Annotated in this window: 22 protein-coding genes; 10 read left to right on the plus strand and 12 right to left on the minus strand. The window is 37.6% G+C overall.

Annotated features, from left to right (window positions below; all coding sequences use genetic code 11):
- The first annotated feature begins 51 nt into the window (after positions 1–51).
- The 5 genes from CDG59_RS11475 to CDG59_RS11495 all read left to right on the plus strand — a co-directional run bounded on the left by CDG59_RS11475 (position 52) and on the right by CDG59_RS11495 (position 3,875).
- Positions 52–381 carry a hypothetical protein gene (locus CDG59_RS11475; RefSeq protein ID WP_087545444.1) on the plus strand — a complete coding sequence of 110 codons (330 nt, stop codon included), beginning with the start codon at positions 52–54 and terminating at the stop codon, positions 379–381.
- A gap of 119 nt (positions 382–500) precedes the next feature.
- Positions 501–1,619: a signal recognition particle-docking protein FtsY gene (gene ftsY, locus CDG59_RS11480; protein ID WP_087545446.1), complete on the plus strand. Its 1,119-nt coding sequence runs from the start codon at positions 501–503 to the stop codon at positions 1,617–1,619.
- Between the two features lie 175 nt (positions 1,620–1,794).
- Positions 1,795–2,391, plus strand: coding sequence for a nitroreductase family protein (locus tag CDG59_RS11485; protein WP_087545448.1), 597 nt, complete (start codon positions 1,795–1,797; stop codon positions 2,389–2,391).
- 223 nt (positions 2,392–2,614) lie between these two features.
- Positions 2,615–3,292, plus strand: coding sequence for a DUF2057 domain-containing protein (locus tag CDG59_RS11490; protein WP_087545450.1), 678 nt, complete (start codon positions 2,615–2,617; stop codon positions 3,290–3,292).
- Between the two features lie 61 nt (positions 3,293–3,353).
- Complete coding sequence (locus CDG59_RS11495; RefSeq protein WP_171295034.1) at positions 3,354–3,875, plus strand: GNAT family N-acetyltransferase; 522 nt, start codon at positions 3,354–3,356, stop codon at positions 3,873–3,875.
- Between the two features lie 141 nt (positions 3,876–4,016).
- Here CDG59_RS11495 and CDG59_RS11500 read toward each other — a convergent pair whose 3' ends face one another.
- The 8 genes from CDG59_RS11500 to CDG59_RS11535 all read right to left on the minus strand — a co-directional run bounded on the left by CDG59_RS11500 (position 4,017) and on the right by CDG59_RS11535 (position 9,883).
- On the minus strand, positions 4,017–4,313 hold the full coding sequence (locus tag CDG59_RS11500; RefSeq protein WP_005160016.1) for a cyd operon YbgE family protein: 297 nt from the start codon (positions 4,311–4,313) through the stop codon (positions 4,017–4,019).
- A gap of 4 nt (positions 4,314–4,317) precedes the next feature.
- Positions 4,318–4,419 carry a cytochrome bd-I oxidase subunit CydX gene (cydX, locus tag CDG59_RS11505; RefSeq protein ID WP_002120988.1) on the minus strand — a complete coding sequence of 34 codons (102 nt, stop codon included), beginning with the start codon at positions 4,417–4,419 and terminating at the stop codon, positions 4,318–4,320.
- 14 nt (positions 4,420–4,433) lie between these two features.
- Entirely contained in the window at positions 4,434–5,579 is a 1,146-nt protein-coding gene (cydB, locus tag CDG59_RS11510) for a cytochrome d ubiquinol oxidase subunit II (RefSeq protein ID WP_087545452.1), read from the minus strand.
- Positions 5,576–7,153, minus strand: a complete 1,578-nt coding sequence (locus CDG59_RS11515; RefSeq protein WP_004662309.1) for a cytochrome ubiquinol oxidase subunit I — start codon at positions 7,151–7,153, stop codon at positions 5,576–5,578. Before CDG59_RS11515 ends, cydB begins: the two co-directional genes overlap by 4 nt.
- Positions 7,153–7,344, minus strand: coding sequence for a cytochrome oxidase putative small subunit CydP (gene cydP / locus CDG59_RS11520; protein WP_004662308.1), 192 nt, complete (start codon positions 7,342–7,344; stop codon positions 7,153–7,155). Before cydP ends, CDG59_RS11515 begins: the two co-directional genes overlap by 1 nt.
- Positions 7,345–7,913: 569 nt before the next feature.
- The gene (locus tag CDG59_RS11525) at positions 7,914–8,525 is read right to left on the minus strand and encodes an OB-fold-containig protein (protein ID WP_171062101.1); all 612 of its coding nucleotides are present in this window, start codon (positions 8,523–8,525) and stop codon (positions 7,914–7,916) included.
- 22 nt (positions 8,526–8,547) lie between these two features.
- Complete coding sequence (locus tag CDG59_RS11530; protein ID WP_087545480.1) at positions 8,548–8,853, minus strand: Rieske (2Fe-2S) protein; 306 nt, start codon at positions 8,851–8,853, stop codon at positions 8,548–8,550.
- A 16-nt stretch (positions 8,854–8,869) separates the two neighbouring features.
- Positions 8,870–9,883, minus strand: a complete 1,014-nt coding sequence (locus CDG59_RS11535) for an adenosine kinase (protein WP_087545454.1) — start codon at positions 9,881–9,883, stop codon at positions 8,870–8,872.
- Positions 9,884–10,061: 178 nt separating this feature from the next.
- Here CDG59_RS11535 and CDG59_RS11540 point away from each other — a divergent pair, with 178 nt between their 5' ends.
- The 3 genes from CDG59_RS11540 to CDG59_RS11550 are packed head-to-tail and all read left to right on the plus strand — an operon-like array spanning position 10,062 to position 14,719.
- The gene (locus CDG59_RS11540) at positions 10,062–13,001 is read left to right on the plus strand and encodes an insulinase family protein (protein WP_087545456.1); all 2,940 of its coding nucleotides are present in this window, start codon (positions 10,062–10,064) and stop codon (positions 12,999–13,001) included.
- Positions 13,002–13,021: 20 nt separating this feature from the next.
- A complete protein-coding gene (locus CDG59_RS11545; protein ID WP_087545458.1) occupies positions 13,022–14,191 on the plus strand; it encodes a phospholipase A in 1,170 nt (389 codons plus the stop codon).
- Positions 14,192–14,719, plus strand: a complete 528-nt coding sequence (locus CDG59_RS11550) for a cysteine peptidase family C39 domain-containing protein (RefSeq protein WP_087545460.1) — start codon at positions 14,192–14,194, stop codon at positions 14,717–14,719.
- Here CDG59_RS11550 and CDG59_RS11555 read toward each other — a convergent pair.
- From CDG59_RS11555 to ilvA, 3 genes are all read right to left on the minus strand, one after another.
- Positions 14,707–16,044, minus strand: coding sequence for a TrkH family potassium uptake protein (locus CDG59_RS11555; protein ID WP_087545462.1), 1,338 nt, complete (start codon positions 16,042–16,044; stop codon positions 14,707–14,709). The genes CDG59_RS11550 and CDG59_RS11555 overlap by 13 nt on opposite strands.
- 1 nt (position 16,045) lies before the next feature.
- Complete coding sequence (locus CDG59_RS11560) at positions 16,046–16,696, minus strand: potassium channel family protein (RefSeq protein ID WP_005160048.1); 651 nt, start codon at positions 16,694–16,696, stop codon at positions 16,046–16,048.
- Between the two features lie 159 nt (positions 16,697–16,855).
- On the minus strand, positions 16,856–18,400 hold the full coding sequence (gene ilvA / locus CDG59_RS11565; protein WP_171063558.1) for a threonine ammonia-lyase, biosynthetic: 1,545 nt from the start codon (positions 18,398–18,400) through the stop codon (positions 16,856–16,858).
- A gap of 98 nt (positions 18,401–18,498) precedes the next feature.
- On the opposite strand from ilvA, the gene rpiA reads away from it, so the two are divergent.
- A complete protein-coding gene (gene rpiA, locus CDG59_RS11570) occupies positions 18,499–19,170 on the plus strand; it encodes a ribose-5-phosphate isomerase RpiA (protein WP_087545464.1) in 672 nt (223 codons plus the stop codon).
- Positions 19,170–19,856 (plus strand): M48 family metallopeptidase, encoded by a 687-nt coding sequence (locus tag CDG59_RS11575; protein ID WP_087545466.1) that lies wholly within the window; start codon positions 19,170–19,172, stop codon positions 19,854–19,856. Before rpiA ends, CDG59_RS11575 begins: the two co-directional genes overlap by 1 nt.
- A gap of 1 nt (position 19,857) precedes the next feature.
- On the opposite strand, the gene CDG59_RS11580 is transcribed toward CDG59_RS11575, so the two are convergent.
- On the minus strand, positions 19,858–21,396 hold the full coding sequence (locus tag CDG59_RS11580) for a hypothetical protein (RefSeq protein ID WP_087545468.1): 1,539 nt from the start codon (positions 21,394–21,396) through the stop codon (positions 19,858–19,860).
- Positions 21,397–21,484: the final 88 nt, after the last annotated feature.

A 21,484-nucleotide genomic window follows, 5' to 3' on the forward strand; every position in this document is an offset into this window, starting at 1 on the left:
CTTGTCCTAAGCGAGCTAGACACATACACTACATCTAATTCGAGGTAGATTATGCTGTCTATAATTTCTAAACATAAAGTTCTACAATCCAAATTGGGGTTGAAAATTGACCAATTTTATAATGCTTTGGTCAGTATCATTATTTTGTCTATTTTTATCATTGCATTTTATGCATTGAAACGTCCTGTCAATCCTTTGCAATATCAACAAGTACTTCAGTTTTCACAGCAAGCCAGTCATCCTAAAACACAACAAATGGCAGTACATATACTGGAAAATTCTCAGATTCGCCGTGAAGATTATTTAAAGCTTTTGAACGCTTATGAATTTGAATCTAGTCGAATCAAAGAGTACCCAGCCATGGCACAAGAAGATGAATAAGTTTTAATCGACTCATTTCTATTTATAAATGAACAGTTTGCCTTAGTCAGGAAAAAGAAATCAATTTGTGCTAGACTGACCATCTTTAAAAAAGCTGCTTTTTTTCTCAAGGAATCGACATGCAACAGCAATCGAATATGCAAAATAAATTCTTGATAAATGCCGATATCGGAGATGACGATGTCACATTACCAAGTTTACCTGCTGTCGATGTTCCCATTATTGAGCCAGTAGCTAAAAATACTGTTGAAACGCCATCACCTGTAGTTGTGGAAGAAACATTTGTTCCTGCTATTACAGAAGAAGCCAAGTCAACGGGTTTCTTTGGTCGTATGAAGGATGGTTTGGCTAAAACGCGTCGTAGTTTTACGGATGGTGTGGTCAATATCTTAATTGGTGGCAAAGAAATTGATGATGAGTTATTAGAAGAAGTTGAAGAACAGCTAATCATCGCCGACATTGGTGTCGATGCGACCAAAACTATTATCGCCAATCTTACTGAAAGAACTGCGCGTGGAGATTTAATTTATTCGCATGCGCTCTACAAAGCATTACAAGAAGAGTTGGTTGCATTACTGGCGCCACGTGTCAAACCATTACATATCGATCCAAATAAATCGCCTTATGTGATTTTAATGGTGGGTGTAAATGGCGTAGGTAAAACGACGACCATTGGTAAACTGGCTAAACGTTTACAAGGTGAGGGTAAAAAAGTCATGCTAGCGGCGGGTGATACTTTCCGTGCTGCAGCGACTGAGCAACTACAAATTTGGGGTGAACGTAACGATATTCCAGTTGTCGCTCAGGGGCATGGTGCTGATAGTGCGTCGGTTATCTTTGATGCTTTTGAAAGTGCGCGCGCGAAAGGCATTGATGTTCTAATCGCTGACACAGCAGGTCGTTTGCAAAATAAATCAAATCTTATGGAAGAGTTGAAAAAAGTTAAACGTGTGATGCAGAAGATTGATGCAACGGCACCGCATGAAATTATGTTAATTGTAGATGCGGGGACAGGCCAAAATGCAATTAACCAAGTACAACTGTTTGATGAGGCGGTTGGCTTAACGGGTATTACGATTACTAAACTTGATGGTACAGCGAAAGGTGGTGTGTTATTTAATATTGCGAGCCGTACCCATGTGCCAATTCGTTATATCGGTGTCGGTGAAAAGATTGATGATTTACGCCCTTTCTCAGCAAAATCATTTGTTGCGGCATTATTTGAAACTGATAAGTAATTAGTTTATGTTAAAAGAACTCCACTCAATGTGGAGTTTTTTTATAGTTCACAAATAGTATTGTTTCAAAAATAAAACGATATGTCATATTTTTTAGACTATTCCTAAAAAATGTATCGTTATACACTACATTCAATCCAAGATAACGCCTTAAAGGTATAGTAGGAATAACAACATGAGTAACTTTCTAAATAGCATTAAATCACGTCGTACCATTTATGCAATTGGTAAAAATCTTACAGTTGACCAAGCAACGATTGAAGAAACAATTCGCGAAGCAGTAAAACAAAGCCCATCATCATTCAACTCACAAACTTCACGTGTTGTAACTTTATATGGTGAATCACATCATAAATTTTGGGAAATTGTTCGCGAAACTTTACGTAAAATGCTTCCAGCAGAAGCATTTGCAAATACTAGCGCGAAAATTGATAGTTTCTCAGCAGGTTTTGGTACGGCGTTATTTTATGAAGATCAAGATGTTGTAAAAGGTTTACAAGAGCAATTCGCATTGTATGCGGATAACTTCCCAGTTTGGTCTGAACATTCAAGTGCAATTGCACAGTTCGCAACATGGACTGCATTATCTGAAATTGGTGTTGGTGCATCATTACAGCACTACAATCCAATCGTGGATGCCGAAGTGGCTGAAACTTTTGATATTCCATCAAACTGGAAACTACGTGCCCAGTTAGTATTCGGTTCTATTGAAGCGGCTGCTGGTGAAAAAACCTATATGGATGATGCTGCACGTTTCAAAACTTTTAACTAAGTAAATATACGTATCATTAAAAAGAGCACTCAATGTGCTCTTTTTTTATTTAAGGGTTTGTATTCGCCAAAAGAACTATGGCGCTTAGCATTAGAATTGATGTATATATCTTAAAAAAGCCAAATTGTTGGAATAGACAGTTTTGTTTTATGTCATAAAATGGTCATAATCGCAGAGCATAGTGCTTACGATTTCATAAATTGTTTATATCGAGAAGAGTCTAATGTCTTTAAGAGTTGGTGTTGCTGCTTTCGGGTTATTATTGAGTAGTTCAGTTTTTTCAGCAGTCACAATCACTGCACCTGAAGAAATCGTGATTCTTGCGGTAAATGGTCAAGAAGTAAATAATGGGTTAATTTCTTCAAAGAAAAACAACTATCAGGTTGATCCTGGGAACTTAACGGTAAATGTTCGTTATCGTGAATATTTTGAACACTTAAATGGTGAACACGATATTGTGAAATCTGGTGTGGTAACAATTCAAACAGCAGATCTAAAAGATAATCAAACTTATAATTTGGCACTGGTAAATGCTCCAAAAGACTTTAGTGAAGCAAAAAAATTTGCTGAACAGCCTACGGTTGCTTTATATGATCAAAGCAAAAAACTTATAGTACAGCAAACAGGTGCAAATAATGAAGCTCAACCGTGGTTTTCAGGTAACAGTTTGCTAGGTCGTACTTTGGATTTAACGCAAAAAAACAAAAATAATGTCGTGAATCAACCTACACCCGTATATGCAGCTTCGACAACAAATGTAGCACCTGTTGCTGTAACAGCAACAACGGCAGTATCGGGTAATATAAAAACCACAGATCAGCAACTCGTAGACTTGTGGCAAAAAGCATCAAAAGCTGAGCGTCAAAAATTTATGGCGTGGTTAGCAGGGCAAACGAACTAATTGCTCCACTGTAAAAGAACCGATGTTATCATCGGTTTTTTATTGAGCGTATAAAATAGAAATGTCTTTAAACATTAGAACTGCAAAAAATGATGATGTAGCGCAATTGGTTGAATTAATCAATTTGGCTTATCGGGCTCAATCTGAGCGAAGTTGGACCACTGAAAAAGCATTTGTAGATGGAACACGGATTACCAATGAGCAATTGAATGGAGACTTGAGCCGATCCAATTTTAAACTGTTTGTTGGCGAGAATGAACAAGGTTTGTTAGTTGCTTGTATTGGACTCAGTCTTGATCATAATTCTGTTGAAATTGGAACTTTTGCGATTGATCCAACAATTCAAAATTTAGGTTATGGCAGAGAAATGCTTAATTATGTTGAAGCATATGTTGCACAGAGTTGTTCGGAAGTTCGAGATTTAATTATGTATGTCTTGGATGTTCGCTCTGAGTTAATCGCATATTATCAGCGTCGTGGTTATCAAATTACAGGTCATACAGAGCCTTATCCTGTAAATGCAAATGTAGGTCAGCCGTTGGTGCCAATTCAGTTAATTGAAATGAAAAAGACGATCATATAGTCTATTGATTATAAATTAAAAATTTTATTACTCAATATTTTAAATTACATTGTAATTACTTTGTATGTTATTAAATGATCATTCAAAACGACACAAAAAAGAGGAAGCCATGCTTCCTCTTTTTATTTGATTTGTTAAAGATTAATTACCAATCCAAATATAATAGCCTAAGATCATCAGAGGCCATGCAATATAAGGGCTAAATAACCATTTCCATAACCAAAATCTTGGTATAAACCCAACACCATGAATAAAACCGCCAGAAATACCAACCATGACGAGCATCAGCATACTGTGGTTGTAGTGACCATTGGCATCTAACATTAATGATGGGTGTACCAATAAAATAGCAGCAAGTGGCAATGCCAACAAAAACGAAACGGTCATTGCAAGCACTTGAGCTTTACTATTCTTCGGTGTTGTCATTGCTTCAGCCATTTTATTATTCCTCATCTAAATCTTGATGGTGTTCGATATAGAGTGCACTGAGTACACCTGCGAAGCATGCCATCAAAATGCCTAGAATCCATGCAAAATACCACATTTCACATCTCCTCATTAGTACAAACTATGTGAATTTTCTTCAATGTGTTTGTTAGTGATGACACCCCACATTTTGTAATAAGACCAAGAGGTATAGATCAAAATGAGAGGAACAAAAATACAAGCAGCAACAGTCATTACACCAAGAGTTTTGTGACTAGAAACAGCATCCCACATCGTTAAACTTGATGTTGGGTTGATACTTGATGGCAATAAGAATGGGAATAATGCAAAACCAGCAGTTAAGATAGCACCCACAATCATCAGACTCGTACCTGTAAAGCTTGCAGCTGCCTTACGTTTTCCAGCACTAAGAATAACCAATAATGCACCTAGGATTGCAACAATTGGTGCAGCCATAGTAATTGGGTAAGTTGAGTAGTTATTCAACCAACCATGGTTTGCATTTGTTACCACTTCTTTTGCAAGTGGGTTTAATGCAGCATTAGTATTAACAGCAGTAGCATAACTATAGCCTGAGATATTTCCAAAGAATAACCAAGCGCCAGCCGCTAAGAAACATACAAGGAATGCGATTGCCATAATTTGAGTTGCTTTAGCCGAACGGTTATGTAAATCACCATCAGTACGAAGCATTAACCATGCGCCGCCATGAGCAGATAACATTGACAAACTCACGATACCGCAAATCAGCGCAAATGGATTCAATAATGCAAAGAAGCTGCCTGTGTATTCAGAACGTAAGGTGTCGTCTAAGCTAAATGGTACGCCCAAAAATAAGTTACCAAATGCAACACCGAATACTAGTGCTGGTACAGCACCACCAATACATAGACCCCAGTCCCAAGAAGTACGCCATTGGGTATTTTCTAATTTAGAACGATAGTCAAATCCAACGGGTCTGAGGAATAGCGCAAATAGAACGAGTAGTAATGCCCAATACATTCCAGAGAAAGCGACAGCATAAACCATTGGCCATGCAGCAAAAAGTGCACCACCAGCGGTAATAAACCAGACTTGGTTACCATCCCAGTGTGGTGCAATCGTATTGATTGCAGCACGTCTTTCAGAATCAGTTTTACCTACAAATGGCATCAGCGCCATTGAGCCCATATCAAAACCATCGGTGAGGGCAAAGCCAATCAGTAATACACCAACCAATACCCACCAAATAATTTTTAGGAGTTCATATTCGATCATGATTGAGCCTCCCCAGTTTTTGCAGCTAGTTTTTCAAAATGATATTTACCAGTGTGCAACGAACTTGGACCTAAACGAGCAAATTTGATCATTAAGTACATTTCAATAATGAGAAGTACTGTGTAGAACGCAGCAAGTGCAATAATTGATCCCCATACATCGCCTGTACTAACACTTGATGCAGAGAGGTGTGTAGGCAAGATTTCACCAATAGACCACGGCTGACGACCACCTTCAGCTACATACCAACCTGTTTGAGCTGCAATCCAAGGAAGAGGAAGTGCAAATAGAGCGTATTTAAGTAACCAAGGTTTGTTCTCTGCATTGCGTTTTGCAACAGCCCAAGTTGCTAAGATGAATAGCAATAACATGAGGAAGCCAGAAGCAACCATCGCACGGAAAGAGAAGAACAATGCAGCGACGTTTGGAATTGTATCTTTAGTTGCTGCTTTAATATGATCCTCAGTTGCATCAACAACATTTGGAGAATATTTTTTCAATAACAAACCATAACCTAAGTCTTTTTGATTTTTCGCAAATGAAGCCATAAGTTCAGGTGAACGATCACCAGCACGAAGCTTTTCTAACTCACTATAAGCCACCATACCGTTACGGATACGTACTTCGTGTTCTTTCATCAGATCATGTAAGCCAGTGACTTGTTTGTCTGTAGAACGTGTTGCAATGATACCCATAACATATGGAATCTTAATTGCATAATCTGTACGCATCTCATGTTGGTTGGGAATACCAAATAATGTAAATGCAGCAGGTGCAGGTTCAGTGTGCCATTCAGCTTCGATTGCAGCGAGTTTAGTTTTTTGAACATCGCCTAGCTCATAACCTGATTCGTCACCGAGTAAGATTACTGATAGGCTTGATGCTAAACCAAAAATTGCAGCAATCGCAAAAGAACGACGCGCAAACGGTAAGTCACGTTTTTTTAGTAAATAGTAACTTGAGATTGCAAGAACAAAAATCGCGCCTGTTACATAACCAGCAGAAACGGTATGAACGAATTTAACTTGAGCAACAGGGTTGAAAATCAACGCTCCGAAGTCTACAAGTTCCATACGCATGGTTTCATAGTTAAATGCGGCACCAACAGGGTTTTGCATCCAACCATTTGCGATGAGAATCCACAAGGCTGACATATTAGAGCCAATCGCAACTAGCCAAGTTACACCTAAGTGTTGAACTTTAGAAAGACGATCCCAGCCAAAGAAGAATAGACCAATAAAAGTCGATTCTAGGAAGAAAGCCATTAAGCCTTCAATTGCAAGCGGTGCACCAAAGATGTCGCCTACATAGTGAGAATAATAAGCCCAATTGGTACCAAACTGGAATTCCATCGTTAAACCAGTAGTTACACCTAAGGCAAAGTTAATCCCGAAGAGTTTCCCCCAAAATTTGGTCATGTCTTTGTAAATTTCTTTACCAGAAATCACATAAGTGGTTTCCATAATGGCAAGAATAAAAGCCAGACCTAAAGTTAGAGGGACGAAAAGAAAGTGATACATTGCGGTCATTGCGAATTGGAACCGCGAAAGATCGACCACGCTTTCAGAAATCATCAACGTGTCTCCTGAGTTTTGGACATATCGCCAGCAATACGCTCGGCAACTTCATTGTTAAAATCTTTTGGAATCGTTGGGGCATCAAACCAGATATGTTTAATCACCATGAGAAGCACAACTTTAATAATAAGAATGATTGTGATTTCTCTGATTAACCTTCGATTTGGATCTTGAGAACTCATGTTCATAGAACTTCGCCTCATATTTTTAAAGATGTTACATATTATTAATTAAAATTTATTAAAAATAAACCTTTAAGGCTTTTAAATTGAATTAATTTTATATTTTATATAAAAATCAATTATTTAAATAAATTTTGGTTAAATTTTGAAAATGTTGTTATTACCCAACTAAAATAATATGAATTAATTTAAAAAACTGATTAAAACGGTTGTATTTATATTTTTAAATCTGATTAAAAAGGTTTGATTTATACTTAGTTAAAAAAAATTTAAACCAACTAAAATAGTATGAATATAAAAAATATAATATTTACAATCATTTAAAGAACTGATTATACAATTAAGTAATTCTTATAATGGATTCTGCGCAAAACCTAGTGTATTGGTAGAGTTTGGTTTAAAAAATATGTGAAATATCATCCTTCATTTTAGTCTGAAATTTAGATCAATAGATTGATGAAAATGGAAGAGGTGATTAAACGTTTTTTACTTTTTCTTTATGTAACAAATTGTAATTTTAATGATGAATGAAAAAAATTCTAATCGCTTCAATTAGATTTCAACGGATTTTGGGTTCAGTCTGCGGTAAATAGTTTATTTGAAATAGAGATTTTTTTAGCAATATAGTATGAATTGGATTTCTGACTGATCAACAACACTTGAGATTGTAACTCTAATTCACCATATTCTGGCTCTACTTGTACATAATACAGTTGACCAAATTCATTGCGAACACGTGCCTGTGCAGAGAAGCCTGGACGTGCATTTCCCGTTGAGATTGTTGCTAAACGACCCACTAAGTTAATGTGAGTATGTGTGACTTTAGGTTTAATCACTTGGTCAAGACAATTAATCATAAACACTGTAAAAAAGATGTCGATAATCAAAGCAGGAACAAAAAGATAGTAAGGCGAGATAAAGTAGTGTTGTAAAGCAAAAAATGAAAGCTCTAGAAAATAACCTGCAAAACTAAAATTGATGAGTAAAAATACAAATATTAAGTATTTAGAAAATTTTACATCTAATAGCGGTGAATTTAATAACCACTCTGGTGTCATTTTCTTTACGAGATGACTTGGACGTAACCCAATAAAAATACCAATTGTTTCTGCAATGCTGAGCAAAATCAAAGCCACTACGCTCATGTGAAATGGCATAAGGTAGTAATTTAAAAAAAACTCAGTCATCGCAGAATTCATGATTTAGGTATTAGTCAATATAAATACCACCATCAGAGTGTACTTCCAAATTTACTTTTTCAAGGAATTCACCTAGACATGGCCCTGAAATACATTCACCAGTTTCTACTGAGAATAATGCTCCATGAGTTGAGCATTGGATATACTCACGATCCTGATCTAAAAATTGATTTTCTAAATACTCAAGTTCAGTTTGCAAATGTGGGCAAACATTTTGATAAGCGTAAAAGCTACCATCTTTCTGAGTAATAAAGATTGTTGTTCCTTTCATGGTGTCATATGCACGAGACTCACGATCTGGAACTTCTTCAGTCATGCAAATTTTTTCCATTTTAAGCATATTCCTGTTGAGAATTTTTAAATTGTTCAAATAATTTGGCATAGTTTTCAACGGCTAAGCGTGGACCAAATTGTGCAACAACTTCACTAGAAATTAAAATAGCCAGTTGAGCCGCAGCTTTTAAAGTTAAACCAGCGTTAATGGCATATAAGAATGCACCAGCAAAAGCATCGCCAGCACCGTTAGTATCAACGGCATGAACTTCACGACCAGCAACGTGGAATTGTTGTTCAGGGTCAATGATGACTGCGCCATTTGCGCCTTGAGTGATGACAATATGTTGATTCTTTGATTTTAAAACTTCAATAGCTGCATCAAGTGTTTCAGTATTACTGAACATTAGCGCTTCTTGTTCATTACAGAATAACAAGTCAACGCCGTCATCTAAGAGTTCTTCTAGCCCTTGACGTGCATATTGCACCATTGCAGGATCAGACAGTGAAAGGGCGATTTTAACGCCATGCGCTTTGGCAAGTTCACGTGCTTGTTTAACCGCAACACGAGCAGTATCACTTGTCGATAAGTATCCTTCGATATAGAGCCATTTTGCAGCTTTCAACGGTTCAAAATCGATTTGTTCAGCAGTTAATTCAGCGGTAATGCCTAAATATGTGTGCATAGTACGTTCTGAATCAGGACTGATCAGAACCATACATGTGCCTGTTACACCTTCACTAATTGATTGTGCAGCGGTTTTAATGCCTGCTTCATTTAAACCATTCAAGTAGATTGAACCGAGGTCATCATTACCCACACGGCATCCATAAAAAGCTGTACCACCTAGAGCACTGAATGCAACAGTTGTGTTTGCAGCCGACCCACCACTTGCTTGACCTTTATAGTTTTGGGTGTCTTGTAATTGTTGATATAAAGCAGCCTGAGTTTCACCATCGGTCAACTGCATTGTGCCTTTTTGCAAAGCTTGCTGTGTTAAAAACTCATTTGAGACTTTAAATTCTTGGTCAATCAGCGCATTACCAATTGCAAAAAGATCAACAGTTGTCATGTTTGTCATCACATTAAAAAATCAAAAAGCAAAGTTTACACTAATGCATTGACCATCACACCTTGCTTGCTGAATTTTTCTACAAAAACATACCAATTTACATGGATATCCATGTGTATTCTTCGGTAGACTCTCTATATTAAATTAGTGTTATTTAAATAGATAAATTGGAGATCACATGACTGTAGATGTTACTGAAAGCATTACTCAAACCATTCATCCCGCGTTTCAGCTATTACGTCAACACCATGTAGAAGCACTCGATATTCAAGTTTCAGAATATAAGCATAAAGTAACTGGTGCTGTTCACTACCATTTGGCCACAAATCACGATGAAAATGTATTTCTAGTGGCTTTTAGAACTCAACCGATGGATTCTAAAGGAACAGCTCATATTTTAGAGCATACAGCTTTATGTGGTTCTGAAAAATTTCCTGTACGCGACCCATTCTTTTTAATGATTCGCCGTTCATTAAATACCTTTATGAATGCGTTCACAGCAGCAGATTGGACAGCTTATCCATTTGCGACACAGAATAAAAAAGATTTTCAGAATTTATTGTCAGTGTATTTAGATGCTGCATTCGCTGCAAATTTGAATCCTTTAGATTTTGCTCAAGAAGGGATTCGAATTGAATTAGAGAATGATCAAGCCGTTTATAAAGGTGTGGTGTTCAATGAAATGAAAGGAGCGATGAGTTCACCTACAGATCAGCTCTATCACCAGTTGGCACATCATTTATTCCCTGAAACGACCTATCACTATAATTCAGGTGGTGATCCAAAAGACATTCCTGATTTAACCTACGAACAGCTTGTTGATTTTTATAAAACACATTATCACCCAAGTAATGCAGTCTTTATGACTTTTGGTAATCAAACTGCCTATGATTTACAGGAGCAGTTTGAAAAATTAGCATTAAATAAGTTTTCTCAGGGTACAACATTATATTCAAAACCTGAAAAACGTTTATTAGCACCAATAGAAGTGACTGAAAGCTATGCAGTTGATAGCGAAGACTTAAAAGATAAAACTTATCATGTGATGTCATGGTTACTCCCTGAAACCAGTGACATTAAATTACGTTTAGGTATGCGTTTAGTAGAAGGAATTTTATTAGAAAATTCAGCGTCGCCGTTGCGTCATTATTTAGAAACTTGTGGTTATGCACAGTCAACAGGTCCATTGATGGGAGTTGATGATAGTAACTTCGAAATGACGTTCTATTGTGGCGTACAAGGCTCGAATGAAGAACATGCTGAAACATTTAAAAATGGCGTTTTAGATATTTTGAAAGAGGCTGCTTCAAAACCAATTGACCGTGATTTGGTTGATGCGATTTTACATCAAATTGAATTGCATCAACGTGAGATCAATGGTGATGGTACGCCTTATGGTTTAAGCCTTATTTTGAATGGTCTAGGTAGTGCAATTCACCATAATGATCCAATCCATGTTTGGGATGTGGATTCTGCAATTGAGCAAGTGAAAGAAGAATTGAAAGACCCAATGTGGTTGTCTAATTTAATCAAAACTCATTTGTTAGATAATCCGCATCGTGTACAAATGACCTTAGTGCCAGATGCGACCAAATCAGTAAAAGAGCAACAGGCTGAGCAAGCACGTTTGGCTGAAATTACGGCTAATTTGACAGAAGATCAAAAAATTGAAATTCAGCAAAAAACTGAAGCATTAAAAGAACGTCAAGACACAGCTGATGATCTTGAGTTACTTCCTAAAGTTGGTTTGGAAGATGTGCCTGCGGATTTGCATATTGTTCAAGGTCAATTGCGTGAGATTATCTGTAATGGTCTGGATACACCATTAAATCTTTATCATGCAGGCACCAATGGTATTTACTATCAACAAGTTTTGATTCAGATTCCAGACGAAATCGTACAGTCGCCTTATTTCAACTTACTTTCTATCTTGATGGGTGAGGTTGGCGCAGGTGAGCATGATTATTTAGAATTCCAACAAATCCAAACGGCTGTAAGTGGCGGTTTGGGAATGGGAGCGTCTTTACGTAGCAAAGTGGATGATAAAGATCGAATTAGTGCTTGGTTAACACTGACGACAAAATCACTTACGCAAAAATTAGATTCTATTCAGTTGTTGAAACTTGCCTTTGAGCAGCTTCGATTTGATGAAAAAGATCGCATTATCGAATTATTGCAGCAACGGAAAACCCGTTGGCAGTCACGCTTGTCAGGTTCTGGACATAGTTATGCAATGCAAATTGCTTCTCGTCAAATGAGTGCATTAGCTCGACGTGACTATCATAATACTGGTTTGGGTGCGCTGAACTGGCTGAGTGATTTAGTCACTAAGATTGATCAGGACGAAGATGCCTATCATGCATTAATTGCTGAATTACAGGCAATTCATCGTAAGTTATTACAAGCACCTAAACAGTTTTTATTGGTTTGCGAAGAACATCAGTCTGATCGTTTAGTTGAAGAGATTCAAAACGTTTGGGATAAACTGGCTGTCGATAAATCACCTGTAAGCCTAACCGAAGTTGAACACGTCAATACAGAAAATGATGAAGCATGGCTCATTCAGACCAATGTACAGTTCTGTGCTTCCGCCTATCAGGCGGTTGATGTTGCTCATGCAGATGCAGCACCATTGATGGTATTGGCTGCGTATTTACGTAATGGTTTCTTACATAGTGCCATTCGTGAAAAAGGCGGTGCTTACGGTGGTGGAGCAAGTTATGATGGTAATGCTTGTTCATTCCGTTTTTATAGTTATCGCGATCCACGTTTAGTTGAAACATTTAATGATTTTGAAGCAAGTGTGCAATGGTTATTTAATGTTGAGCAGCAACCATATCAACTTGAAGAGGCAATTCTTGGATTGGTCGCAGGTATGGACAAGCCTGGTTCACCTGCTGGCGAAGCAATTACTGCTTGTTATGCATTATTGCACGCACGTACGCCAAAATTCCGTAGAGTTTTACGTGAGCGCTTATTAAGTGTGAGTCTGGAAGATTTGCAGCGTGTTGCAAAACAATATTTATTGGAACAAAAACCAGTAAAAGCAGTCGTTGCGCCATTTGCTAAACGTGATGAGCTGCAAGCACTTGGCTTTAATATTCAACAAGTAAATTAAAAGAAAAATTGGAGACATTTATGGCGTTCAAATCATTTGAACGTGGTCATCTTGAACTAAGTGTAGTCGCTATACTTGGTTCTTTTGCTACGTCTGGTGTAAATGCGCAGGTAACTACACCTGCTAGTCCAGCAACTGTTGATGCTTGTGTTGCCTTGGCTTCTAGTGCAGAGCGTTTAGCTTGTTATGATAGCCTTTTTAAGGCGCCGACCATTATTCCAACACAAGTTCAGACAGATGCCGCACCTGTGGTCACAGCCGCTGTGCCTGTGGTCGAGTCGAATGAACCAGACAAACCTGAATCTTTAAAAGACAAGGTGGTTCATAAAGTTAGTGACCTGCATTTATTGGGTGCTGCGCCCAAGTTTGATCCGAATGTTTCCTTGCTGGACCGCCGTTGGGAGTTGTCGGAAGAAAGTAAACTGGGGGTGTGGAATATTCGTGCTTATCAACCTGTTTATTTGCTGCCCGCATTTTGGACCAGTGATAAGAATGAATTTCCTAGTAGCCCCAATCCAAACAATACTGTTAAAGATCAACAAAACTTAACCTCTACAGAAGCTAAGTTTCAGATTTCATTGAAAACAAAGGCTTTAGAAAATATTTTAGGCAATAATGGTGATGTCTGGTTGGGGTATACGCAGTCTTCACGTTGGCAGGTTTACAACTCTGAGGAATCACGTCCATTTCGTGAGACCAATTACGAGCCTGAAGCAAGTTTGATGTTCAGAACCAACTATGAAATTTTAGGTTTAAATGCGCGTCTGTTAGGTGTGACTTTAAATCATCAATCCAATGGTCGTTCTGATCCATTATCACGTAGTTGGAACCGTGTAATTTTTAATTTAGGGTTTGAAAAAGATAATTTTGCGTTGGTGGTACGTCCTTGGTACCGTGTCGAAGAAAATGCCAAAGATGATAATAATCCTGATATTAAGGATTATATGGGGCGTGGAGACTTAACAGCATTTTATCGCCATGATGATAATGATTTCTCGCTAATGTTACGTCATTCATTAAAAGGTGGAGATCGCTCGCATGGTGCTGTGCAATTTGACTGGGCATTCCCAATCAAAGGTAAGTTGCGTGGACATCTACAACTCTTTGATGGTTATGGTGAGAGCTTGATCGATTATAACCATCGTGCGACCTATGCGGGTTTAGGCGTTTCTTTGATGAATTGGTATTAAATGAGTTTAAATATTCCTGAGTCATTGTTGCAGCTTGAAGCAAATTGCGGCGTATTCGCAATCTGGTTGATCTTAAAGCAATATCAGATCCATATTGATATTGCTGACCTGATTCAGTTATGTCGCCATGACCAACAAGAGGGAACTTTTACCATAGCATTGGCTGTGGCACTGAAAAAAATAGGCTTTGAAGTGTCATTGTATACTGACCCTGATCCGAATATTGATGAGAAAGAAAAGCAAAGTTATTTGGATGCCCAAGGTCTTCAGATTCCAATTCAGGCTGCTTTGACCTATTCCGAGATTCAGCAGGCATTTGAAAATGGTCACTTTGTTATCGTGTTTTATGACACCTTACACGGTGTGGGAAACCAATCTTTGATTTATTCAATTGATGAACAAGAGATTAGTTTCTGTGATCATTTTGAAGTGATGTCAAAAAGTACGTTTGAACAACAACGCCAAGCCGATGGAATTTGTCGGCAGGTGATTGTGGTTGAGCAATATTCAGAGTTTTATCCGATCTGAATATTGGCATTTGCATGTTTCAAACGACTTTTCTTTGGTGTAGCAATCAGGTAGGCGAGTGTTAATGGCCCAAGTCGACCTGTGTACATCAGTAAGCTCAAAACAAATAAGCTACCATCATGCAATTCACCTGTAACACCACGAGATAAACCAACAGTGCATGCAGCCGAAACAACCTCAAACATAAGATCTAAAACATCCAGTTTAGGTTCAAGTAAGAAAATTGTGAAACAGCCGGTAAACACTAACATACCTGTAATTGCTGTCACGGCAAGTGCTTTATAAGTTGTTTCCTGCGAGACTGAATGATTGAAAATACGAATTTCTTCATTACGCCGTAGAAATGAAATCACACACAACAGCAATATTACAAAAGTACCAACTTTAATACCACCTGCGGTACTCAGTGAACCGCCACCAATAAACATCAATAGCATCGTGAGCAGTGTTGTACTGTGTTCCATCGAACCTGTATCAATCGTATTGAATCCCGATGAACGAGGTACTGTCGCTTGGAACCAAGCATTCATGGCTTGTTCACCAATATTCATTGAACCTAAAGTAAGTGGATTGTTGGCTTCTAAAAGCCAAATCAAAATAAAAGCCACAATATTTAGTGTTGCGATTGCACTGAGGATTAGCTTGCTATTCGGTGTAAGTTTACTCCAACGTTTATTTTGTTTAACGTCAATTAAAACAAGAAAACCAATTCCACCTAACGTATATAGCGTACTAATGGTTAAACAGATAAGATAATGACCTTGGAAATTTATTAAGCTGTTATTGAATAGCGAAAACCCTGCATTATTGAATGCAGAAATACTGTAGAAAATTGAATAATATAATCCACGGTCAAAGCCATAAATAGGTATAAAAGAAGTACTTAAGATAATAACGCCAATCAGTTCAAAAAAAAGTGTATAAATCACCACACCTTTTGCCACAAAGGTAACTTTAGATAAGCTGGTTTGACCTAAGCTATCTTGTGCCATCATTTGTTGTTTTAGCCCGAGTTTAGGCGCTAGACTTAAGGCTGCCAAAATAGCAAAAGTCATAAAACCCAAACCACCTGTTTGGATTAATAAAAGAATAATAACTTGCCCGAGATGATTAAAAGACTCATTTAAATTCACTACAGATAAACCTGTAATGGTTACAGCCGATGTTGCTGTAAATAAGGCATCCATCCAGCTCAAATTGCCTTTATTGGCGATAGGGAGTTTGAGTAATAGTGTTCCAATGATAATAAAACTTAGAAACCCAATCGCTAATAAGGAGGGTGGACTTAAGTTAAAAATTTTTTGAGTATTTATTTTTATCGTCATTTTATACAAAACATCCTGAGAGCTTTCGGAGATGGCTGAGCGAGCCTTCTAAAATAAGTACGTCTCCAGCCTGTAGAGTAAAATTCACATCGGTTTCATATAGAATTTGTTGATCACGTTTAAGTAATAAAAGTTTGATATTAGGTTCTTGTTTTAAGATGCCCGATAAATTCACATGATTCAGCTTTGCTTGTACTGGAACTTTGACAATATAACGATCATCATCCAAAGCCATATAACGGCTAACCATGGGATAATTTAACGCTTGAGCAACCCGCACACCCATATCTTCTTCAGGGTGAATAATTTTACTGACGTTTAAATGGGAGAGGATAGTGTGGTGGGCTTTAGTTTTGGCTTTAACGAGGATTTTATCCACCCCTAAATTTTTTAGATTTAAAACACAAAGAATACTGGCTTCAATATCTTCACCAATCGCGACCACGACGGCATCACAATTTTGGATATTCAGTTCTTCTAATACATGTTCATCGGTTGCATCTGCAATCACCGCATGTGTAATGCGATCAGCTAAGCTCTCTACATTTCGTTTAATGGTGTCGATGCCAATCACATCATGATTGAGTTTGGTCAGTTCTAAGGCAACAGTTGCTCCAAAACTACCTAAACCAATGACTGCAAACTGTGCCATAACTGTCCTTAACTAAATGATAAAAATGTCTTTTTATTCATTTTAAGGCGGATTAATTGATCTGTTTGTAATGATTTTGTTTGCGATCACATATAAAAGATCAAGATCATTGGGTAAAAATAAAGCCGACATGATGTCGGCTTTAAATGATCAGGTGATTTATTTAAGGAAACGTTTGTAACCAGTATTGTCACTGATCTCAGCATAAGGATAAGTAATTTTCTCTAAAGTTTCGATCAATCCATCTGGATTTTGTTTTGCATCAGTTGCTTGTAAACCGACTAAAACACGACCTTCGGCTGCACCATGATTACGATAATGGAATAGCGTAATGTTATGCGTTGGACCTAGACGCTCCAAGAAAGTCAGTAGGGCACCTGGGCGCTCTGGAAATTCAACACGGAACAAGCGTTCATTTTCAAGATTGGCGTGACCACCAATTAAGTAACGAATATGCAGTTTTGCAACTTCATCATCGGATAAATCATCGACATCATATTGTTGCTTGAGTAATTCATGGATTTCGTGACGTTCAACTTCGCCACCTTTCAAGCTAATCCCAACAAATACTTGAGCTTGGCTATCATCACTGGCACGATAGTTAAACTCAGTAATATTACGACCTTGTAGAGCACGGCAGAAATTAAGAAATGCACCTTTCTGCTCAGGAATTGTGACGGCATAGATTGCTTCTTTACGTTCACCCAATTCAGTACGTTCAGCAATATAACGGAGACGATCAAAGTTCATGTTTGCACCGCAAACAATTGAAACCATGTTCTTTCCAGTGAGCTGATGTTCGGTAACGTATTTTTTGATCCCAGCTAAGGCCATCGCCCCTGATGGTTCAACGATACTGCGATTTTCATCATAGGTATCTTTGATTGCGGCACAGATTTCATCGGTATTGACCGTAACAATTGTTGGATCAACAATTGGACCAGAATTATCTGACTTAGATAAGCGGATCATTTCAAAAGGCAATTCACCAATTTGAGCAACGGCTGTACCATCCGCAAATAAACCCACATGTGGCAGAATCACGCGTTCATTGGATTCAAGAGCAGCTTTTAGGCACGCAGATTCTTCATATTCAACACCAATGACTTTGACATGTGGCGCAACTTCACCAAGATAGGCTGCAACACCCGCAATGAGCCCGCCACCACCGACAGCAACGAAAACATATTCAACATCACGCCATTGGCGCAATAATTCATTGGCAATCGTTCCTTGACCAGCAATCACGAGTTCATCGTCATAAGGTGGGATAAAAACTAATCCTTCATCTTCTGCACGTTGTTTGGCATATTTATTGGCAACATCAAAACTATCGCCGTGTAAAACAACCTGTCCACCTAAGTTTTTAACCGCTTGTACTTTGATGTCAGGGGTCGTGCTTGGCATGACAATAATGGCTGGAATGCCTAATTTTTTTCCAGACAGTGCAACACCTTGTGCATGGTTACCTGCTGATGCGCAAATCACACCTCGATCGAGTTGATCTTTAGGAAGTTGGCTAATCCTGTTGTAAGCACCGCGTAGCTTGAAAGAGAATACAGGTTGTAAATCTTCACGTTTAAATCGAATGTTATTGTTAATTTTTTGACTAATTCGTGGAGCTGCTTCAAGCGGTGTTTCAATCGCAACGTCATAAACCGTTGCTTGTAAAATTTGTCGTACCACACGAGACAGCATGTTCATCTTCCCTATAACAGTTTAAAATAGGCAATCATTGTAGCAAACCCCTGTGCATTTGCGCTGTTTTCTTGCAGCAAATGTCAAAATAGTTGAGTGAAGTCATGAGTCTATATGCAACCCAAGATGAAAAAAAACAAGCTGCGGCAAAAGCAGCTTTGAAACATTTGCCTAAAGGCGGCATTTTGGGCGTAGGAACTGGAAGTACTGTTAATTTTTTAATTGATCTATTACCAGAGTTGCAATTGGAAGCAGCCGTAGCAAGTTCTAATGCAACAGCTGAACGTCTTAAAAAATTAGGTATCGAAGTGGTTGATATGAACTCGGTAGGTAGTTTGGATGCCTATGTCGATGGTGCAGATGAAATTGACCGTCATATGCATATGATTAAAGGGGGCGGTGCTGCATTAACTCGTGAAAAAATCGTTGCTTCAATTGCTAAGAAGTTTGTATGTATCGTTGATGATTCTAAATGGGTGGATCAATTAGGACGTGATTTTCCACTTCCTATCGAAGTAATTCCAATGGCGCGTTCTGCAGTTGCACGTAAAATCGTAGCTTTAGGTGGTGATCCTGTTTATCGCGAAGGTGTTGTTACTGATAATGGTAACGTTATCTTAGATGTTTTTAATTTAAATATTTTGAACGCACTTGATTTAGAGAAAACGATCAACAATATTCCAGGTGTGGTAACCAATGGAATTTTTGCTTTGAATGCAGCTAGTATTGCGATTGTTGCAACCAATAATGGTATTGAAGAACGTACGGCACAGTAATGCAATCAGTTTCGCTTGAAACACAATTGCCTGAAATTAAAGTAGTTCGACATGCAAGAGCGAGAAATTTGCGTTTGCGTGTTGAACCTACAGGTATTCGTTTAACAGTCCCTATCTTTTGTACAAAGCGGCAGATTCAGCAATTTCTGCAACAGTCTGAACAATGGTTATTAGAGACATGGAGCAAGCAACAAGAACAATTTAATCAGACTATAAATTTTCCTGAACAACTTGTTTTATTTTATCATTTGCAACCATTTCAAATTATTCAGCAACAGCAACGTCATATTTTTAAATTTAACTGGGAACAACATATTTTATTTATTCGAAATGAAAGCCCTGAATTAGCTTTAAAAGCTGCTGTATTAGCATATGCGAAACAGTTTTTACCAGAATATTTAAACTTAATAAGTGAGCAGACGGGCTTACAATATGGCGAATGCACGGTGAGAAAGCCAAAGACACGTTGGGGAAGTTGTAGTTCAGAACATGACATTATGCTTAACGCGGGATTAGTATTAATGCCGATGCATAATGTACGATCAGTGTGTATACATGAATTAGCACATACGAAGTATTTTGATCATAGTGCAGCATTTTGGGGTGAAGTGGCGAAGTATGATGAAAGTTATATCGAAAATCGCAGGCAATTAAAAAGTATTCAATTGCCTGCGTGGTGGTACTAAATCAAATAAAACTACATTCAAGTTGGGTTGTTTGTAGTTGATCAGGTGCCTTGCGAGTATCTAGGCCCGCACTAGCACTTAATACTTGATTACCATTTAGTTTTATTTGAATAAACTTATACTTTTGTAAAGTAAAGTCGATGTCAGTAGAACTACTATTGAGTAGGTAGTCTTGAGCTGTATTATTGATGAGCATTAAATTATCAGTACTATCGCCATCAAGTTTTGAAGTGAAGATTTGAGTACCTTTTTGTAGTTCTAAAACACCGTTAGCTCTGATATTTAGTTTGCAATCGTTAATTTTATCTTCGTAACTGCCAATTAGATACTCAATAGAAGGTAAATTGGGATTAAAGACAGTATTGATTCCGGTTACACCTGATTGGCATAAATAATTCGAATCTAGACATTTTGATGTTGAACTATTAACGGCAAAGCCTACAGCTCTTCTATAGTCACCAGCCCCCGCTACTCTGAAAACATCTGTAGCTTGCATTTTTGGATCGGTACCTGAGTATATTTTTTGTTCAAGTTGTATATATCCAAGTGGATTAGATGTTTGTTGCTCATACTTTGTGGCGAGTTTTAGTACAGCAGTTTTTAATAATCCAGCATATTGATCTCTAATATTTTTTTGATTTTCTGCAATGTTAATTAAAGTGTTTTTATTTGGATCTGTATTTTCAGGGGCTGGGTCAATTAATGAAACAAGTGGACTAGGATCTCCATGTATTTTTTTTCCATCTAAATAACCATCTTTTAAATCGATTGCTAAGTTCTTGGTAAATTCAACAAATGCATTTTCAGGGTTGGAGCTTGACCATTGTTGAATGTAGCCAAAGTTTAAATAGGTATTAATATATTTATTGATGGTAGCAACAGTTAGGTTATTTGATTTAAATATAGTAAGTATTGTGCTTGATGATAAGTTTGGTAAATCAACATTTGAAAAGCCATTTAATAAGGCACTGTTGACATCATTAGTCGCAAATTGTAGCTGTAATGCACTAACTTGTTTGGAGTTAATGATGTCTGTAGGGAGTTGACCAGATCTTACGATAGCACGTTGATAAATTGCTTCAGAGCTTGGGGTTATATAGATTGGTTGCGTTAAATTGCTAGTATTAACTTCTACTAAAGCATTAAAAGTTAAAGAGAAGCTTTTATATTGGCCATTGAGAAAATCATAAATTAATGAGTTAGGTGTAGTAGATATTTCAATTCTATACAAATGATCCGTATTAAGTACTTTCGGTAAGGTAATACTGAGATTTGAAGTAGTACTAACATTTTGTTCTATGACTAAAGAATCATCAAAATTATCATATACTTTGACTATAACATCACGCATTTCTACTGGAACTTTAATATCGAAGTTTTTAGGCTTTGGAATCACAACTTCTGGAGTGGGTGGGACATATTGTGCCTCGCTTTCACCACTTCCACAGCCTACTAGAAAAGCTGGACTAAGCAAAAAAATACTGCTTACGCCTAAACTGATGTATTGGTTTAATCTTTGTTTTGATCTCAAAGAAGGCATTCCAGCTCTCCAAAATTTAGCATCCATGAAATTTATTATTACCGCATGGTTTTTATTCTATGCGAATACTTAGATGATTCAATAGTAT

It is taken from the genome of Acinetobacter sp. WCHA29 (genome assembly GCF_002165335.1).
Lineage (GTDB): Bacteria > Pseudomonadota > Gammaproteobacteria > Pseudomonadales > Moraxellaceae > Acinetobacter.

Bases quoted from the DNA above. Each gene is read 5' to 3' on its own strand.
- CDG59_RS11490 (WP_087545450.1), top strand. From the start codon at position 2,615: ATGTCTTTAAGAGTTGGTGTTGCTGCTTTCGGGTTATTATTGAGTAGT.
- CDG59_RS11485 (WP_087545448.1), top strand. From the start codon at position 1,795: ATGAGTAACTTTCTAAATAGCATTAAATCACGTCGTACCATTTATGCA.
- CDG59_RS11515 (WP_004662309.1), bottom strand. From the start codon at position 7,153: ATGATTTCTGAAAGCGTGGTCGATCTTTCGCGGTTCCAATTCGCAATG.
- CDG59_RS11575 (WP_087545466.1), top strand. From the start codon at position 19,170: ATGCAATCAGTTTCGCTTGAAACACAATTGCCTGAAATTAAAGTAGTT.
- rpiA (WP_087545464.1), top strand. From the start codon at position 18,499: ATGAGTCTATATGCAACCCAAGATGAAAAAAAACAAGCTGCGGCAAAA.
- CDG59_RS11495 (WP_171295034.1), top strand. From the start codon at position 3,354: ATGTCTTTAAACATTAGAACTGCAAAAAATGATGATGTAGCGCAATTG.
- CDG59_RS11535 (WP_087545454.1), bottom strand. From the start codon at position 9,883: ATGACAACTGTTGATCTTTTTGCAATTGGTAATGCGCTGATTGACCAA.
- ilvA (WP_171063558.1), bottom strand. From the start codon at position 18,400: ATGAACATGCTGTCTCGTGTGGTACGACAAATTTTACAAGCAACGGTT.
- CDG59_RS11475 (WP_087545444.1), top strand. From the start codon at position 52: ATGCTGTCTATAATTTCTAAACATAAAGTTCTACAATCCAAATTGGGG.
- CDG59_RS11560 (WP_005160048.1), bottom strand. From the start codon at position 16,696: ATGGCACAGTTTGCAGTCATTGGTTTAGGTAGTTTTGGAGCAACTGTT.
- cydP (WP_004662308.1), bottom strand. From the start codon at position 7,344: ATGAACATGAGTTCTCAAGATCCAAATCGAAGGTTAATCAGAGAAATC.
- CDG59_RS11530 (WP_087545480.1), bottom strand. From the start codon at position 8,853: ATGACTGAAGAAGTTCCAGATCGTGAGTCTCGTGCATATGACACCATG.
- CDG59_RS11580 (WP_087545468.1), bottom strand. From the start codon at position 21,396: ATGCCTTCTTTGAGATCAAAACAAAGATTAAACCAATACATCAGTTTA.
- CDG59_RS11540 (WP_087545456.1), top strand. From the start codon at position 10,062: ATGACTGTAGATGTTACTGAAAGCATTACTCAAACCATTCATCCCGCG.
- cydX (WP_002120988.1), bottom strand. From the start codon at position 4,419: ATGTGGTATTTTGCATGGATTCTAGGCATTTTGATGGCATGCTTCGCA.
- CDG59_RS11550 (WP_087545460.1), top strand. From the start codon at position 14,192: ATGAGTTTAAATATTCCTGAGTCATTGTTGCAGCTTGAAGCAAATTGC.
- cydB (WP_087545452.1), bottom strand. From the start codon at position 5,579: ATGATCGAATATGAACTCCTAAAAATTATTTGGTGGGTATTGGTTGGT.
- ftsY (WP_087545446.1), top strand. From the start codon at position 501: ATGCAACAGCAATCGAATATGCAAAATAAATTCTTGATAAATGCCGAT.
- CDG59_RS11500 (WP_005160016.1), bottom strand. From the start codon at position 4,313: ATGGCTGAAGCAATGACAACACCGAAGAATAGTAAAGCTCAAGTGCTT.
- CDG59_RS11525 (WP_171062101.1), bottom strand. From the start codon at position 8,525: ATGACTGAGTTTTTTTTAAATTACTACCTTATGCCATTTCACATGAGC.
- CDG59_RS11545 (WP_087545458.1), top strand. From the start codon at position 13,022: ATGGCGTTCAAATCATTTGAACGTGGTCATCTTGAACTAAGTGTAGTC.
- CDG59_RS11555 (WP_087545462.1), bottom strand. From the start codon at position 16,044: ATGACGATAAAAATAAATACTCAAAAAATTTTTAACTTAAGTCCACCC.